The organism is Faecalicatena contorta (genome assembly GCF_021531895.1).
GTDB lineage: Bacteria > Bacillota > Clostridia > Lachnospirales > Lachnospiraceae > JAFBIX01.
Window position 1 is genome coordinate 43,220 of record NZ_JAFBIX010000016.1, and the last position, 17,342, is coordinate 60,561.

14 protein-coding genes, 2 tRNA genes and 1 riboswitch are annotated in these 17,342 nt (G+C 43.1%); of the genes, 4 read left to right on the forward strand and 12 right to left on the reverse strand.

Annotation, left to right across the window (positions count from 1 at the left end; translation table 11 throughout):
- Positions 1–11 precede the first annotated feature (11 nt).
- Genes JQM81_RS07850 through JQM81_RS07880 form a run of 7 tightly spaced genes read right to left on the reverse strand, consistent with a single transcriptional unit; the run spans position 12 to position 7,779 of the window.
- Positions 12–845 (reverse strand): ABC transporter permease, encoded by an 834-nt coding sequence (locus JQM81_RS07850; protein ID WP_235232963.1) that lies wholly within the window; start codon positions 843–845, stop codon positions 12–14.
- Positions 842–1,771 (reverse strand): ABC transporter permease, encoded by a 930-nt coding sequence (locus tag JQM81_RS07855; protein ID WP_235232964.1) that lies wholly within the window; start codon positions 1,769–1,771, stop codon positions 842–844. The genes JQM81_RS07850 and JQM81_RS07855 overlap by 4 nt, the downstream gene beginning before the upstream one ends.
- Positions 1,764–2,654 carry a hydroxymethylbilane synthase gene (hemC, locus tag JQM81_RS07860; protein WP_235232965.1) on the reverse strand — a complete coding sequence of 297 codons (891 nt, stop codon included), beginning with the start codon at positions 2,652–2,654 and terminating at the stop codon, positions 1,764–1,766. Before hemC ends, JQM81_RS07855 begins: the two co-directional genes overlap by 8 nt.
- Positions 2,651–3,424, reverse strand: coding sequence for a sirohydrochlorin cobaltochelatase (locus JQM81_RS07865; RefSeq protein WP_235232966.1), 774 nt, complete (start codon positions 3,422–3,424; stop codon positions 2,651–2,653). The genes hemC and JQM81_RS07865 overlap by 4 nt, the downstream gene beginning before the upstream one ends.
- A 23-nt stretch (positions 3,425–3,447) precedes the next feature.
- A complete protein-coding gene (locus JQM81_RS07870) occupies positions 3,448–5,064 on the reverse strand; it encodes a peptide ABC transporter substrate-binding protein (protein ID WP_235232967.1) in 1,617 nt (538 codons plus the stop codon).
- A gap of 3 nt (positions 5,065–5,067) precedes the next feature.
- Positions 5,068–6,612: a uroporphyrinogen-III C-methyltransferase gene (cobA, locus tag JQM81_RS07875; protein WP_235232968.1), complete on the reverse strand. Its 1,545-nt coding sequence runs from the start codon at positions 6,610–6,612 to the stop codon at positions 5,068–5,070.
- Positions 6,613–6,639: 27 nt separating this feature from the next.
- Positions 6,640–7,779 (reverse strand): PucR family transcriptional regulator, encoded by a 1,140-nt coding sequence (locus JQM81_RS07880; protein ID WP_235232969.1) that lies wholly within the window; start codon positions 7,777–7,779, stop codon positions 6,640–6,642.
- A 328-nt stretch (positions 7,780–8,107) separates the two neighbouring features.
- On the opposite strand from JQM81_RS07880, the gene JQM81_RS07885 reads away from it, so the two are divergent.
- Positions 8,108–8,581, forward strand: coding sequence for a precorrin-2 dehydrogenase/sirohydrochlorin ferrochelatase family protein (locus JQM81_RS07885; RefSeq protein ID WP_235232970.1), 474 nt, complete (start codon positions 8,108–8,110; stop codon positions 8,579–8,581).
- Positions 8,582–8,691: 110 nt separating this feature from the next.
- Here JQM81_RS07885 and JQM81_RS07890 read toward each other — a convergent pair.
- Positions 8,692–8,762: transfer RNA gene (locus JQM81_RS07890), tRNA-Cys, on the reverse strand.
- A 33-nt stretch (positions 8,763–8,795) separates the two neighbouring features.
- Positions 8,796–8,867, reverse strand: a tRNA-Glu gene (locus JQM81_RS07895).
- A 233-nt stretch (positions 8,868–9,100) separates the two neighbouring features.
- Between JQM81_RS07895 and JQM81_RS07900 the strand changes: the two genes are divergently transcribed.
- Positions 9,101–11,317, forward strand: a complete 2,217-nt coding sequence (locus JQM81_RS07900; RefSeq protein ID WP_235232971.1) for a DNA topoisomerase III — start codon at positions 9,101–9,103, stop codon at positions 11,315–11,317.
- A gap of 14 nt (positions 11,318–11,331) precedes the next feature.
- Here the strand turns inward: JQM81_RS07900 and JQM81_RS07905 are convergent, their stop codons facing one another.
- A complete protein-coding gene (locus tag JQM81_RS07905) occupies positions 11,332–12,450 on the reverse strand; it encodes a DUF3810 domain-containing protein (protein ID WP_235232972.1) in 1,119 nt (372 codons plus the stop codon).
- Between the two features lie 334 nt (positions 12,451–12,784).
- Between JQM81_RS07905 and JQM81_RS07910 the strand changes: the two genes are divergently transcribed.
- Entirely contained in the window at positions 12,785–14,206 is a 1,422-nt protein-coding gene (locus JQM81_RS07910) for an MATE family efflux transporter (RefSeq protein WP_235232973.1), read from the forward strand.
- Complete coding sequence (locus tag JQM81_RS07915) at positions 14,203–14,787, forward strand: AAA family ATPase (protein WP_235232974.1); 585 nt, start codon at positions 14,203–14,205, stop codon at positions 14,785–14,787. The genes JQM81_RS07910 and JQM81_RS07915 overlap by 4 nt, the downstream gene beginning before the upstream one ends.
- Positions 14,788–14,908: 121 nt before the next feature.
- On the opposite strand, the gene JQM81_RS07920 is transcribed toward JQM81_RS07915, so the two are convergent.
- Positions 14,909–15,808, reverse strand: coding sequence for a cation diffusion facilitator family transporter (locus tag JQM81_RS07920; protein ID WP_235232975.1), 900 nt, complete (start codon positions 15,806–15,808; stop codon positions 14,909–14,911).
- A 115-nt stretch (positions 15,809–15,923) separates the two neighbouring features.
- A riboswitch (NiCo riboswitch) is annotated at positions 15,924–16,075 on the reverse strand.
- Positions 16,076–16,146: 71 nt separating this feature from the next.
- Positions 16,147–17,316, reverse strand: coding sequence for a YibE/F family protein (locus JQM81_RS13660; RefSeq protein WP_235232976.1), 1,170 nt, complete (start codon positions 17,314–17,316; stop codon positions 16,147–16,149).
- Positions 17,317–17,342: the final 26 nt, after the last annotated feature.

The following is a 17,342-nucleotide window of genomic DNA, read 5'->3' on the forward strand; positions in this document are numbered from 1 at the left end:
GCGGTATCCTCCTATATCTCTTCCTGTATCCTTTGAGCACCATTCACTCCCTGTTGCTCCAGTGCATAACCAATGCTTTGCAAACATACAATCAATGCCGCAAGTACCAGAACCGGGAATAATATCTGAGTCGGATATTGAGTGATCAACGACCTTGCATCCTGAATCAGTGTTCCGAGACTTGCTCTGGGCGCTGCAATTCCAATCCCAAGAAAGCTTAAAAATGCCTCTGTAAATATCGCTTTGGGAATCAGCAATATCGTCTGCACAATCAAAAGCCCTCTCTCATTTGGCAAAATATATTTAAAAATGATTCTCCACATCGGAACTCCCATCATCTCCGCTGCCAGACAGTAATCCATCTGCCGAAGCCGTCTTGTCTCTACTCTTACCATTTTCGCAAGATCAACCCACCCTGCCACACAGATTCCCAGTATCACACTTCCAATACTTGCATCCAATACCAGAAGTATCAGAATCACATAGAGCATAGACGGAATTGCACTGATGATATTCATCAGTTCCAGCAAAATGCTGTCAACAACCAAGTTGGCAAGTCCAGACACTGCACCAACCACAACACCTATGACAAAGCAGACACATGCACTGACGAATCCAACCGTAAGACTAATCCGCAACCCATAGCATACACGGGTAAAAAGGTCTCTTCCGAACTTATCCGTCCCGAATAAATGTGCCGCCGACACACCAAGATTTTGACTCACCACGTCCTGTGCATCATACGAATACGGGGAAAGGCTAGGAACAACTATCGCTGCTGCCACGAATACACCTAAGATTCCCAGATATATGATAAATTTTCTATTTGCCATTACTTGTTTCATCTGTTCTGCTCCGTTCCAAACCGAATTCTAGGGTCGAGATACATCTGTACTACATCCAGCACAAGTTGCGCAAGAATCACAATCGCCCCTGCAAAAACCGTAAGTCCCATAATCACCGTATAATCACGGTTATTGATAGACATAACGAATTCTCTTCCAAGACCGGGAATAGTGAAGATACTCTCTACCACAAAACAGCCCGTCACAAGATACACCAGCAATTGTCCAAGATAAGTCAACAACTGTGTAAGAGCCGGCCGCCACATATGCCTCATCAGGATTGCTGATTCTTTCAGTCCTTTTGCCTTCAAAAACATAACATATTCCTGTGTATATTCTTTTTGCACTGCGCTGTAGAACATCCGCGAAATCACACATGTTGGATACACGGCAAGTGCGGCCACCGGCAATACATAATTCATTGGCGTCGTGATCCCGGCAATTGGAAACCATTTCAAATATACACCAAAGATGAGCATGAATAATAAGGCATATACAAAGTTTGGCACACCAATCCCTACACTCTCGATAAACAAAATCATTTTTTTTACAAGCTTTCTTTTGGTCATCAGGTGCCAGATTCCTAAGAGAGTTCCAAGAATCAGACTCGACAGAAAAGCCAGTATTCCTACCTTCGCCGTCACAGGAAGACTTCTTGCAATCACAGAATTTACCGTTACTCCTGGTTTCTTGATGGACATGCCAAGGTCTCCTCGCAACAGGTTCTTCATATAGAAAGCAAACTGCACCTGCAGAGGCTCTCCAAGCCCATATTCCTCTTCTATCGTCTGAAGAACTTGCTCCGATACATTTCCCGTATCAAAAGGATTTCCCGGCATCTTATGCGCCATCACAAAAGTAAGAAATGTAAGAAACAATAATGCCGCCGCTCCTGTCACCAGCCGTTTTGCCACATACTTAGCCACGTTCTCTAAACCTCGCTTTCAGTTCTGCCGCCAAAGTTCTTGCGATATTCTCAGCTTCCTCCACTGGCCCTCGCTTCTTCCCTGTGATATAATCTTTCGCTTCTTCGTCATAGTACAGACCGTTCAGAATAACTTCTTCTCCTTCTATCTGTGCATAAGCCGCTGTTGGAGCGCTGCAGCCTCCACCCAGCATACGCACAAATGCTCTTTCTGAAAGAGCAGCCACTTTCGCTTTTTCATCCATCACGCAATCCAGATAACTATAATCTTCACCAACTCTTCCCTGTACCGCCAGAATTCCCTGCCCTGCTGCCGGTATTAACTCATCCGTTGCAAGTATTCTTCCCGCCACAGATTCCATTCCAAGGCGTTTTAGCCCAGCCATTGCAAGTATGGTTGCATCACACTGTCCTTCTTCCAACTTACGCACGCGGGTCTGTACATTTCCCCGCATTCCGGTAAATGCACATTTTGGGTACAGGCGTTCCAGCTGAATCCGTCTTCGGTGGCTGGAAGTTCCGATTACCGTAATGTCTTCTGGCTTCACACCTTTGCGAAAAAGAATCGCATCCCGCGGATCCTCTCGCCTGGAAAAAGCAAGAATCGGGAGTTGTTCCGGGATTTCAACAGGCATGTCTTTTAAACTGTGCACGGATAGATCTGTCCGTTTTTCCAGAAGCGCAAGATCCAGTTCTTTTACAAACAAGCCTTTCCCGCCAATCTGATTCAGACTGCGATCCAGAATCTTATCTCCTGTCGTCTTCATTGTAATAATCTGTACTTGAATCTCAGGATGTGCATGTTCTATCAATTGCGCAACATATTCTGCCTGCCACACTGCAAGTCTGCTTTCCCTGCTTCCAATCCTTACGATTCTCTTCATGATTCCATCGCCTCTCTTACATGTTCTGCAAATATTCTCTGTATCCCTTTCATCTCTCCCAGTCCTTTCTCTACTACTCGAGACGGGAATCCCATACTCTGGAATCTGGCCATCCAGGAACGCTCATCACCAGACAGATCATGATGAACATGTTCGCCACTGACAATCATAAATGGTATGATCCGAAGCGGCCTTGGCTCCAACATTCCAAGCTTCTGCATCACGTCAGATACACTCGGATACCCTTCAACGGTTCCGACCAGCACATTGGAATAACCCATAGAATGAAAAGCGTATTCCAGCATAGTATAAGCAGCCTGTGCATGTCCTTGTGTCCCATGACCGGCAAGCACGATTACTTCTTCTTTATTCATCTGCCAATCTTCTATCACAGAATGAACACACGCCTTATAATCCTCTACCTGATTTAAGAGTGGTTCTCCTAATTTTAAGGTCTGAAAAAAATCCCGGTAACCTTCCAATGCACTTTTTAGTCTCTCATATTCCAAGCCATGGACCACATACGTCGGCTGTACAACAATATGTTCCATTCCATCTTCTCGCATCTGCGTAATTGCCTCTTCCAGCGTCGGAATTGCAATTTGGTTCTCTTCCCATAGTTTTCGGATAATCCTCTGGCTGGTAAATGCTCTGTACAATCTATAATTTTTAAACTCTCCTCTTAGATAATTCTCTATTCCTCCAATTGTCCGCTCCAGATTCTCTTTATAACTCGTTCCAAAGCTGACGACCAAGATTGCTTTCTTCATACCGCATTCTTTCCTCCCATCCTTTATTGAACCGATGCACCTCTAAGATCCAGTGTCCCCGTTGCCGGGATCTGTGTGATTCCCGTAATATTCGGCCGGATCAGATTCACATGATGCATAGAATAGAGCGGAATAATATAGAACTGTTCCCCAATCGCATACTGTTCTGCTTCATGCATAAGTTCGCTTCTCTTTGCCGGATCTGTCTCTGTGTCAGATGCTTCTACCAACGCGTCATATACCTCATCCCTGATTCCACTACAATTATAAGTGCTGTTTGAAAGCAACATAGATAAATACGTATTCGGATCAGCGAAATCAGCCGTCCAATTCATACGGCATAATTCGAAGTTTCCTGCTCTTCGTTCCGAATAATTTACCTGAAGCTCCTGTCCATTCAATTCTATTGTAATTCCCAGATTTTCTTTCAGCTGCTGCTGCAGTACCTGTGCGGTATCCATATCCATTTCCAAAGTCGGATAATTATAAGTAAGAACAGGAAACCCTTCTCCATTCGGATAACCCGCTTCTGCAAGCAGCTCCTTTGCCCTCTTTAGATTTTCTTCAAAAGGAGCCTGCGCACCATCTACAAAATATTCTCCCGTTGATTTATCTACCATATATTTTGCGACAAAATTTACCGTGGGCTCTGTATCCTTTCCCACCGCCTGGCAAAGTTCTTGTCGGTTAATTCCAAGGTTCAATGCCTCTCGCACACGAACATCCTGGAGCACTTCTACTTTCTCTATATTCATATATATATATCGTGTGGCAATTGCATCCGTCACCACAAGATCATCTTGTCCCTCATATTCATCCATCACTGTCCCCAGTAATGACAAAGCCACATCCACCTCTCCAGTCGCGTAAGCTGCTGCCATCGACTGCTTATTATCGAAGAACTTATAGGTAATCTTATCCAATGCTATATTGTCTGCATCCCAGTAATATGGATTCTTCTCCAACACAAAATACTGTTGTGACACATATTCTGTCAGATAAAACGGTCCATTGGATACACTCGTCGCCGGGTCGGTATCCCACCCGCTTCCAACTGCATCCGCATAAGCCACACACGACGGAGTATATACCGGAAGGCGCAGTAAATCCAGGAAATACACGCACGGTGTAGACAGATGGAAGATCAACGTCGTATCATCCGGTGTCTCTACTCCGAGTGTACTCATATCTGCTTCCCTATTATAGATTGCTTCGGCATTCTCAATCGGGAACAGATAGTTTGAATATCCATTTCCACTGGCAGGATCCAGAGAACGTTCAATGGTGTTGCGAAAGTCCGCCGAAGTGACCGGTGTTCCATCTGACCATTTTGCATCTTCTCTCAAGTGAAAAATCCACTCTGTCTTATCGTCATTCACCTCATAGGATTCTGCAGCACGATATTCAATCTCTCCATTCTCATCATACGTCAAAAGTTCGTCCAACGCAGATACGGAATATGCCAGATAAGTATCTGCAATCATCCCCGCCGGATCCAGGCCACCGCTTTCACTGTTTGTACCGACGACGATCTCCTGTCCGCTCTTGCCAGAGACATTCTCCGCTCTTTGATCTTTGCATCCTGCTGCCATCACCAGAATCATGGTGGCAGACAGCAGAACTCCCAATATTCTCTTCATCAACTATACCTCCTGCTTCGCGCGAAGTTCTTTCAACTTTTCTACCATACTTGCAATGGTTGCCCTGTCCGATATCTCAATCTTCATATGGTATTTTCGTGCTTCTGTCGCAGTCTGTTCTCCAATACACAGAGCAGGAACTTTGCAAAAATCCATTCCACCCATCGTCTGAACGAACCCCCGGACGGTTGATGCACTCGTAAATGTAACCCAGTCGATCAGTCCCTGGTTAATCTTATCCTTTACCATATCGGCCCAAGGGCTGTCCTGTCTGCATATCGTTTCATAAATCGCAATATCTTCATATGCAAGATCTGCTCTTTTCAATTCTTCTTTTAATTCCTCAGAACCTTGCCTTGCGTGAAGCAGATAGACTTTCGCATCCTTTCTTGCAGTTCTTACAAGTGCTTTGCCAAGTTCCCTTCCATTATATACTTCTGGCACCACATCCGTCATCCATCCGTATTTTTCCAATTCTTTTGCTGTTGCTTCCCCAACCGCAGCAAATCTTACATCCGCTCCTTTTCGCAGCACGCCTCGAATATCTTTCCCAAGACTTGGTAACGTAACACTGAAAAAAGTTTCTACTCCTACTGGACTTGTAAATGTAAGCCACAATTCTCTTCCAGCCGGTTCGTCAAACAACTCATCCAACCGAATCTGTTCCAGTGCAATAGCGGTCGTATCGATCATGGGCAGTTCCAACACCTCTGCACCCGATTCTCTTAATTGTGCAGTCAGCTTACTTGCTTTTTTCCTGGATCTGGTCACAATAATCTGCATCTGTGCAAGTTCACGCTTCTCGTACCATGCGAACAGCTCCGATAATGTACATACTCTCCCTACGACAATGACTGCCGGAGCTTGAATTTTGGCATCTTTGGAGTCTCTCTCCAGGCAGTCAACCGTTGAGATTACCTTGCGCTGTCGGTATTGCGTCCCTCTTTCCAGGACTGCCGCCGGCATCTTTGGATCCATTCCTGCTTTTACCAGATTCTCCATAATCATTCCCATCGTGCCAACGCTCATAAGAAATACCAATGTCGCATCCATACGCACCAGCGCACCATAATCTATACGATCCTTTCCATCTCTTCTCGGATGCCCCGTAATCACATGAAAAGAAGAAGTATAATCGCGGTGCGTCACCGGAATTCCTGCATAGGCAGGCACTGCCACCGCCGAAGTCACTCCCGGAACCACTTCAAACGGTATTCCATATTGCACCAATAACTCTAACTCTTCTCCGCCCCGTCCGAACACAAACGGATCTCCGCCTTTTAAGCGGACCACCTTTTTTCCCTTTAACGCTTCCTCCAGAAGGATCTGATTCGTCTTTTCCTGTGATACCGAGTGCTTGCCTGAACGCTTCCCTACGGACACCTTTTCTGCATCCTCTGGAAGCATACACAGTATCTCCTCTCCAATCAGCGCATCATATGCAATAAAATCTGCCTGTTCTATGACCGTTATGGCTTTCTGAGTCAATAATCCAATCTCTCCAGGACCTGCTCCGACCAGCCATACTTTTCCCTTACTCATCTCCATGTGATTCCTCATTTCATCTGATAATTCTTACCGATATCCAATTCTGGATCTCATAATATAGAATGATACCATAATTTTCATTCTGTTTTCATTAGAAGTAATATCATATCCCAATACTTCTTTAATCTTGTTGATCTTATAAGCCATGGTATTCTTATGGCAATATAACGCCTTTGATGTCTCGACAATATTACACTCGTTCTTAAAATATGCTTCCAGAATCTCTACATAATCCGTGCCATTCTCTTCATCATAGTCCATTAATTTCCCTAATGTTTCTTTTACAAACTCAGGATAGATCTCTTCCTCTTTTATATCAGAAAGAATCTTATATATTCCAAGCTCTTTGTAACATAATATATTCTTGTCAATCGGAGCCTTTGTCAATTCATATGCTGTTCTCGCTCGTTCATAAGACTTATGGATCTCTTTGATGCTATTTACCATTGTTCCGATGCCAACATATACATTATCATCTTTCTCGCATATTTTTTGAAAAATATCCAATAATTTCCTTTCAGAATACCCCGTCGCAAGAATAATAAGACGATTATTCTCTTCATATATAATTCTTCTCTCCAAGGTATAATGTAATTCCTTCTTAATCTGATTCAAACGTTCATTGCCACGTTCTGTATTGTACACATTACAGCTTAACACAATAACATTATAGGTCAAATTGCGATAGAATCCATTTCCCTCAAAATAATTTACATACAGTTCTTCATTGTCCGGGAAAAATATTGCATTTCGCAATGCAGTGCTTAAATTCGTGTCTCTCTGCTCGTTCTTCAATAAAATTACGGAAAAAATACGCATGATATCAATATATGGAGTCTCCCATGTTGCCGAAAACAACGGGAATTCCAGTTCATTGCAATAATCAACAATCTTTTGTGATATCTTTTTCCCCTCACGAATCGCAATCATCAATCCGCCGGCGCACTCTTTATTCAGTGCTTCTATATACCTCTTCAGCCATTCCTCCGAAACATAATTCAGCCCTGAATTAAAGACCAATTCATCGCCGTGCAGCATAGGTACAAAATCCATATCTTCCACCATATGTATCCAGCCAATCATCTTATGAAAGCAACTCTTCGTAAGCAATGCAACGCCATATTCCGGATCGATCTCTGCATATAAGTTCTCTAATTCAACAGCCATTTTCCCCCTCCTCTACACTTCGCATGGATATTATACCATTGCATTTGTGCTTGAGCCACAATTTTTTGTCATAATTATGTATTTATAGACTATACAAAAAAATATTTTCTTGTGATATATTGTTTTTGGAACACAAATGAAAACCCCGATTTTTGTTGTTTCGACTTTATCTCTAGATTTTTAAAAGGAAAGCCCCTTGAAGCAGATATACTTCAAGGGGTTTTTGTCTGTATCGGTCATCGCCGAAAACTCCAGAAAATAATTCTGTCACACCCTCATTATCCATGATATGATGAAAGAAAATGTTTATACAGAAAGGATGCCTTCCATGGAGAAATCATCACCTTTATATTTTCCACTTTTTGTAGACCTGTCCGAGAAAAGAATCCTCGTGATAGGGGGCGGCAAGATTGCCCAGAGAAGAATCGAGACACTTCTTGATTTTGCTGCCGACATCTGCGTCGTAGCACCAGAAATCACAGACAAACTGCGAATATTGAGTGAGAGCCGGCGCATCCAATGGATCCAGGATGTATATCACACCAATCTGACAGAAGGCGCAGACATTGTACTCGCCGCAACAAACAGCAGCTCTTGTAACGATCAGATCGCGGCAGACTGTAAAGCACGAAAAATACCGGTAAATACCGCACATAAAAAAGAATCTTGTGACTTCTACTTCCCCGGGATCGTACGGCAAGGCAATATTGTTACCGGGATCAGCACCAGCGGATTAAATCATCACGAAGCCAAAGAAGCTCGCGAACGAATCAGCCAGGCATTAGGGACACGGCAAATTTAATTTGGGACAGGGATATTTTAATTTGGGACGGAGGAAAATGAAAAAACCCCCGTCCCAAATTAAAAATTAAGCACAAAAAAACAATCCTTTTTCAAGGATTGTTTTTTGAAAGGCGCCAACCAGATTTGAACTGGTGATAGAGGTGTTGCAGACCTTTGCCTTACCACTTGGCTATGGCGCCATACACTATAATATGAATGAGCTTTCGCTCGAATGACTCCGACGGGAATCGAACCCGTGTTACCGCCGTGAAAGGGCGATGTCTTAACCGCTTGACCACGGAGCCATATTACGCTTTCCTCAAGCGCGACCGATGTTTATATTAACATAGTTATTCATATTTTTCAAGTATTTTTTCTTTTTTTTCTAATTTTCTTTTTCCTATACATTTTTCTCCACGGAGAGCCTTTTTTTCATCATGTTTTGAGCCCTTCCATCCGTTGACAAACCCGTCTAAATCCGATATGTTGAATAGGTATCTAAGATTATTATTACTTTTTATATAAGGAGCAAACATTTATGAAATCATTAGTTCTGGCTGAGAAGCCGTCTGTCGCCCGTGACATTGCCCGCGTTTTGAACTGTAAGAAAAGTATTGCCGGCGCAATTGAAGGTGAGAAATACATCGTCACCTGGGCTTTAGGGCATCTTGTCACATTGGCAGATCCAGAAGAATACGATAAGAAATTCAAGGAATGGAATATTTCCTACCTTCCAATGCTTCCAGAAAAATGGGAACTGGTTGTGATCAAGCAGACATCCAAGCAATACCACAACGTCAAATCTCAACTTTTCCGAAAGGATGTGTCTGAGATTATCATCGCTACTGACGCCGGGCGCGAAGGGGAATTGGTTGCACGTTGGATTCTTGATAAAGCAGGATGTCACAAACCAATCAAACGGCTCTGGATTTCTTCTGTGACTGATAAGGCTATCCGCGAGGGATTTGCCCACTTAAAAGATGGCCGTCAATATAATGCACTGTATTATGCTGCCAAAAGCCGTGCTGAAGCAGACTGGCTGGTTGGAATTAACGCTACTCGCGCCCTTACGTGCAAATATAATGCACAGTTGTCTTGCGGACGCGTTCAGACTCCAACCCTCGCGATTATTGCCCGCCGCGAAGCTGAGATTCGTTCTTTCAAACCCGAAGACTACTATGGGATAAAATGTACTACCAACTCCAGCCAGTACAACTCCCCGGTCACATGGACCTGGCAGAACGCCAAGACCGGAAGTCTTCGTTCTTTCCAAAAGGATGTTATGACTGATATCACTGCCAGACTGACCAGACAGATGTTGACCATCACCGATGTTCAAAAATCCGCTAAAAAAACATTTTCCCCAGGTCTCTATGACCTGACAGAATTACAGCGTGATGCTAACAAACGCTTTGGTTTCTCTGCCAAAGAAACCTTGAATATTATGCAGCGTCTGTATGAACATCACAAAGTACTCACTTATCCTCGAACCGATTCCCGCTACATCGGAACCGATATTGTCCCGACCATTAAAGAGCGGCTGAAAGCGTGTAACACTGGACCTTATAAGAAATACATTCCTGAACTTCTGAGAGGTCCGATTAGAACCAGTAAATCTTTTGTAGACGACAAAAAGGTCAGTGATCATCACGCAATTATACCGACGGAAGAATATGTGCAGCTTGATCACATGAGCAATGAAGAACGCAAAATCTATGATCTAGTTGTGCGCCGCTTTATCAGTGTTCTATCCCCGGCCTTTGAGTATGAGCAGACCACAATGAAAGCTTCTGCTGCCGGACAAAATTTTATTGCAAAAGGAAAGATTGTTCTATCTCCAGGCTGGAAAGCCATCTATGAAGCGGATAATATTGATGACGCGGATGAGGAAAATGATGCCGCCACATATGTATCCGAACAACCGCTTCCTGCTCTGGAAAAAGGCATGAAGTTTCCAATTGTGACGGTTTCTCTTACAACCGGAAAGACAAAACCACCAGCAAGATTTACCGAAGCAACCCTGCTAAGCGCTATGGAAAATCCAGTAAAATACATGGATTCCCAAGATGCAAAAGCACGAAAAACATTGGGGGAGACCGGCGGTCTGGGAACCGTCGCCACAAGAGCTGATATTATCGAAAAACTATTTCACTCCTTCTATATCGAGAAAAAAGGAACGGAGATTCTGATTACCTCCAAAGGAAAACAACTTCTGGAACTTGTCCCAAAGGATCTAAAAAAGCCAGAGCTTACTGCCCAATGGGAAATGGAACTCTCACAGATCTCCAAAGGGAATCACAAAGCAGATATATTCCTTCGTGAAATTATCGATTATACACAAGAACTCATTCAAGAAATCAAAAACGCTGACGGAACCTTCCGACACGACAACCTTACCAATACCAAATGCCCACGCTGCGGCAAACGAATGCTGGCAGTCAACGGCAAAAACGCTCGCCTTCTGGTATGCCAGGATCGAGAATGCGGTTATCGCGAAACCATTGCACGTCTAAGCAATGCCCGCTGCCCAAACTGCCACAAAAAGATGGAGCTAATAAAAAAAGGCGAAGACGAAACCTTCGTATGCCAATGCGGATACAAAGAAAAACTCTCCGCATTCAAAGCCAGAAGAGAAAAAGAAGGTGCCGGTGTCTCCAAAAAAGATGTACAAAAATATCTAAAAAAACAAAAAGACGAACCCATCAACAACGCCTTCGCCGAGGCACTACGCAAAATTGGGGACGGAGAAAAATAAAAAAACCTCCGTCCCTAATTTACCCTGTCCCTTTTATATGCCACAATCAGATCTACCATTCGATTATAACTTTCCACTCCATCTTTTTGTCCGTTTGCCTTTAAATATGTATCGTTCACTTTATTAGATACTTCTGCGACTGTCCCGTCATACCTTGCCCAGAATTCGTGATTCGCCTGCAGATCTGTCTCTGCCTCCGTGCTTAACTCACCGCACACTTCTTCCCACGCATCGTAATCAACTTTATACAATACATTCATGCAATGAATCCACCCCAGCATATTTCCGCTATATTGGAATGTTGCTTCCTCAGACTCGCGGCAGGCAAGAAATGCGATAAAGTTGGCTTCTTGCTCTTGCATAAATCCTCGCAAGTGCGACAGTTCGTGGCAGATGGTAAATGGAATGTTATAATCGGTCATTGCCTGATTGTAATTGGCTTCTATGGTAAACGGAGAATATACCCCGCTCAGGTTCTGTATGGAAAGTATCCAAGAATTCAGCAATCCTTTTGGCTTTGGATAATATCCTTTTAACTCTGGATATGTCTCGCCTAATTTTTGCATAGCAGTCACTGCCTGTTCCTCTGTCGACACCTCCAGCTCCATGGTTCCTTCTTGATTCCGTTCCATCGCATTGCTATATTGATTTACCTCTTCTGTCAGCCATACACAGACTTCCTTCAACTCTTCAATCGAATATTCATCTGCCTGAATCCCAGAAGTTTCCGAAAACGAATCCCTGTGATAATTCACTCCGCAATTGACCACATATAAGAAAAACAAGACGCCTGCCGCTAAGAAAACATTGCACAGCCATCCATATCCTTCTTCTTTTTTCAATTTCTTCCGAATTCTTCGAATCAGAAGCTGTGCACCAGACACCAGGAAAATAAGAATCATAAGATAAAGTAGTACTTCCGATACAGAAAAGGGGAAATATCCCATCGCACGGCCAACTGTCTCCACCCATACTGGATAGATATGCGTGCTGTACCACTGGGCAAAGTCTTGACACATTCTCGCAGCCAGACTCAAAATAATGCTAATACCAATCAGTATACTGCTTATGATCACCTTGGTTTTCGTACGTTTTTTTATTCTTACATTCTTATCATCTGAAAACTTTGACATTGTAAATTTACCCTTATTTTATCATTTTTTCAATCTTTTATATCAATATAGTATCACGCTGGTTTTTCCGTCTCAACCCTAAAAATGTACCAATCTGCCAGTATAATCTACTTCATAAATTCCCCAAAAACCCCTTTGACATCATCCCAAAAAACTGTTATGATACATGGTACAGCGTGTAGCAAAACTGCGTAAATCCGGTTGAATGCTACATGCTTTTTATTTTTATGTGAAGCGTGTGGCCCTGGGCATAAATCCAGCTCTTTGGCCACACTTTTTATTTTGCCAGAGAAGTCTCTTACAAAATAATTAACATATGAAGGAGGAAAATATCATGGACCAAAAATCAAATCGTTTTTTGGAAACAGAACCAATCGGGGTATTGATGCGCAAGTATTCTGTACCCTGTATTATCTCGCTGCTGGTAGCAGCACTTTACAACATTGTTGACCAGATTTTTATCGCCAACGCAAGCTATCTGGGATCTTATGGTAATGCAGCAAATACAGTCGTATTCCCACTGACAGTCGTGTCTCTGGCTATCGCAGTCATGATCGGTGACGGCTGCTGTGCTTTCGTCAGCATCAGTCTGGGTGCCGGCAAAAAAGATGACGCCCACAAAAGTATCGGCAGCGCCGTTATCCTGTGCATCATCTGCAGTGTCATCCTGACTGCTGTATATCTTATCTTTCAGGAACAGATCCTGACTATGTTCGGTGGACGTGTCAATGAAGAAACTTTCCGTCAGGCTAAGGAATACTTCTTCTGGATTACGGTAGGTATTCCGTTCTATATGTTCGGTCAGGCCATGAATCCCATTATTCGTTCCGATGGAAGTCCCAAATTCGCTATGATTTCCACACTGGCAGGTGCATTTGCCAACATTATCCTGGATCCAATATTCATCTTTATCTTCAAATGGGGAATGATGGGCGCTGCAGTGGCAACCATCACAGGGCAGATTCTGACTGCTATCCTGGCCATATGGTATCTGTGCCACATGAAAGCAATTCAACTTAAGAAAAACAGTTTTCGTATTCACGGAAAACTTTGTAAAAAATATCTTCCACTGGGAATCTGCAGTTTCTTATCTCAGATCTCGCTGGTTGCTTCCATGGCTGCAGTAAATAACATGATTCAAAAATATGGGGCAATGGATGAAATCTTCGGTCAGGCGGAATATGCCCAGATCCCAATGGCAGTTGTAGGAATTGTTATGAAATTCTTCCAGATTGTTATCTCAATTGCAGTAGGAATGGCAGCCGGCTGTATTCCAATCGTCGGCTACAATATTGGTGCCAAACGGGATGACCGTGCCAAGAGTCTTTTCTCTCATCTGCTGATTGCCGAAGCCATCGTTGGTGCCGTCGCTACCGTTATTGTCATATGCTTCCCAAGACAATTAATCGGTATCTTCGGAGCATCCAACGAAAGCATCTACTATACCGATTTTGCAGTAAAAGCATTCCGAACCTACCTTTGTATGATGACCCTTGCCACTGTCAACAAAGCAACTTTCATCTACCTGCAGTCTATGGGAAAAGCTATGACTTCCACCATGCTGTCTCTGGTCCGTGAAGTTGTATTCGGTGTAGGTTTTGCATTAATACTTCCGCTTTCCTTCGGTCTGGACGGTGTCCTGTACTCCATGTCAGTATCCGATGTGCTTACATTTATCATTTCTTTGATCGTAATTATATACACATATAAAACACTTAACAAGAAAATCGCACAAGAAAAGGAGGCGGTAAAATGAAAAACAGAGTCATTACTATCAGCCGTCAATTCGGCAGCGGCGGAAGGACCATCGGAAGAAAAGTAGCCGAACAATTAGGAATCCCTTGTTATGATCATGAACTCATTGAAAAAATCGCCGAAGAAAGTGGATTTGCAAAAGAATATATCGCAGAACGCGGCGAATATTCTTCCCACGGCGGCTGGTTTGCCAATGCTTTCTCTGACCGAGATTTTTACGGACATTCCACACAAGATGACTTGTGGGCAATTCAGCGAAAAGTCATTTTGAAACTGGCAGAAGAGGGACCTTGCGTCATCGTAGGACGTTGTGCAGATTATATTTTAAGAGACGAGGCCGACTGTCTGAACGTATTTATTCACGCAAGCATTGCCAAACGTGCCGAACGAATCGTTGAGCAATACGGCGAACGTGAAGTTTCTCCTGAAAAACGTCTGAAAGACAAGGATAAACGACGCGCTTCTTACTATCAGTTCTATACAGATCAGAAGTGGGGCGCTATGCAGAATTATCACATTGCATTGGATAGTGGCGTCCTCGGCATCGAGAAATGCGCAGAGATTCTTGCCGGACTGTTTTAGTTTAGGTCTACCCTCCGCCAGAGGAAGCTTCTACCAGTCGTTTCCTCTGGATATATGATACCCTGTAAAAGAAGCGAAGAGATATTCCCGCACAAATCTCTTCGCCTCTTTTCTTTCTACCTCAGATTTTCATAGGATTAACATGGACCATGATATGCTTGATCTTCGGAAATTTTCGTTCTATATCATGGTGAACTTCTTCCGCTATATCATGCGCCTTTTGTAATGGCAAAGAACCATCCAGCGCAATCTCAATATCCACATATATTTTATTTCCAAATATACGTGTCTGGAGCAAGTCGATTCCTTCTACTGCTTCATTCTCCATCACGCAGTCAGATATCTGCTTTTCCGTCTCGTCATCACAAGAATGATCCACCATCTTATCCACTGCATCCCTGAAAATGTCATATGCTGCTTTTATGATAAATACAAAGATAACCAGACTGGCAATAGAATCCATGATTGGGAATCCCAGCCTTGCTCCTGCGATACCGATCAATGCTCCAACAGAAGAAAATGCATCCGAACGGTGATGCCATGCATCTGCCATCAGTGCACTGGAATCGATTCTTCTGGCATTAATCTTCGTGTACCAGAACATAGCTTCCTTACTGACAATGGATACAATTGCCGCAATCAGCGCCAGCATTCCCGGAATCTGCAATTCATTATAGTTACCAGACAAAATGTTTTTCAATGCTTCCATCCCTATGCCAAGTCCGGTAATAAAGAGAACCATCGCTAAGACAATCGCCGCCACACATTCCAGCCGTTCATGGCCATAAGGATGGTTTTTATCGGATTCTTTCGACGCAAGCCGAATTCCAATAATCACAACAATCGTGCTGAACACATCCGAAGCCGAATGAACCGCATCACTGATCATCGCATTGGAATGAGCGATAATTCCTGCAAGAAGCTTTCCTAGCGCAAGCGCAATATTCCCTACGATCGACACCATCGAGACCCTGTTTGCGACCTTTTGGAATTCATCATTCGTTATTCTGTTTTCTTCCATATTAGTTACCTCCCAAACGTAAGATAGCTCTATGGCACTAAATATATTGTGGGGATTTTTATGATATGCTTCACAAAAAAAGAATAAACAACACCCACGAATCAGTATTAGCAACTACTGTCCCGTGGATGTTACTTCCACTGTCACTTACGAAAACTGCCACCGGCAGCTTACGGAATCTGCCAGTGGCAACTTACTTCAGATGCCCGGCAATTTCTGCGACCCGACTCCATGACATCCTGTCACGGTCTGCTCAGTTTGTACTGTAGATCTATATGCAGTGCAAAGAGTGTATTAAATGTAACACAAAAATTGCCATTTAGCAATAAAATTTTTATTTACTTGCAGTGTTGCCTGTTACAAGTAAAAAATGCAGAAAGACCTGCTGTGATCGGAACCGAAAGGATAACCGCCATACTTCCCGTTAAGCTGTGTATCAATTCAATCGCCACATAATCAGAGCTTAAGATCTGATTAAACTGTGCTCCATATGCAATCATTACCAGAAGTGCCGTAATGCTACTTCCGGCAAATGCCAAAATTAAAGTCTCACACATAGTTCCTATCATATCCTGTCCGATAGAAATTCCTGAACGGAATACTTCTGTCATATACATTTCCGGATGAATTTCCTTCATTTCAAACAAAGCTGAAGCTACTGACATGGTCATGTCCATCACCGCTCCCAACGATGCAATCAGAATTCCGGTAAATAAGGTCTGTCCAACCTTAAGACCCGTTGCACCCTGAACAATAATCAATTCCTCTGCTTCCTCCAGATTAAATCCACTCAGATGCAGAATCCCAGAAAATATATAATAGAAAACAGCTGCTAATATAACTCCTGCCATAGTCGCTGTAATTGCGGTAAATGTCTTCTCACTAAATCCGTTGAGCAATAACATAGAAAATACTGCAATTAAGAATGCACAGATGATTCCCATCCCGATAGGTGACCATCCATGATAAACAGCCGGTAACAGAAAATCAATAATCAGGAAAAATGCAAAGCAAAGACCAATCATACTCTTTACTCCTTTTCTTCCTCCGACCAAGATCATAAACACGGCAAACATTACCAATATCATGGAAATACCCACCGTCCTGTCATAATTAAATACGGTATAATATGGTTCCAGACCTTCTGAAGCATCCACCTTGATAATCAATCTTTGTCCCACACCTGTGGCAATGTTATGAGTTGCGCTCAATTCATTCTTAACTTCAATCTCCTGTCCTTTAAGGCTTCCGCTCTTCATGGCAACTTTTAAGGTCTGTACACCACGATACCTGTTGCTTCCTTCCTCCTGACTTAACTCTTCTGCCAGAATCCGGGTCACAACTCCTCGTTCGTAAGTAGAAGACTCAGAAGTATACATAATATATTCCACTGGGAACCATCGGTTCATCACCAGTGTCATGATGACAATAACTGTCATCATGGTAATGACCAATAGATCCGCTTTTTTATTCTGTATCTTTCCCTGTAATATCTTCTGCCCGTTCACTTCTTGTTTCCTGCTTTCTTTGTATT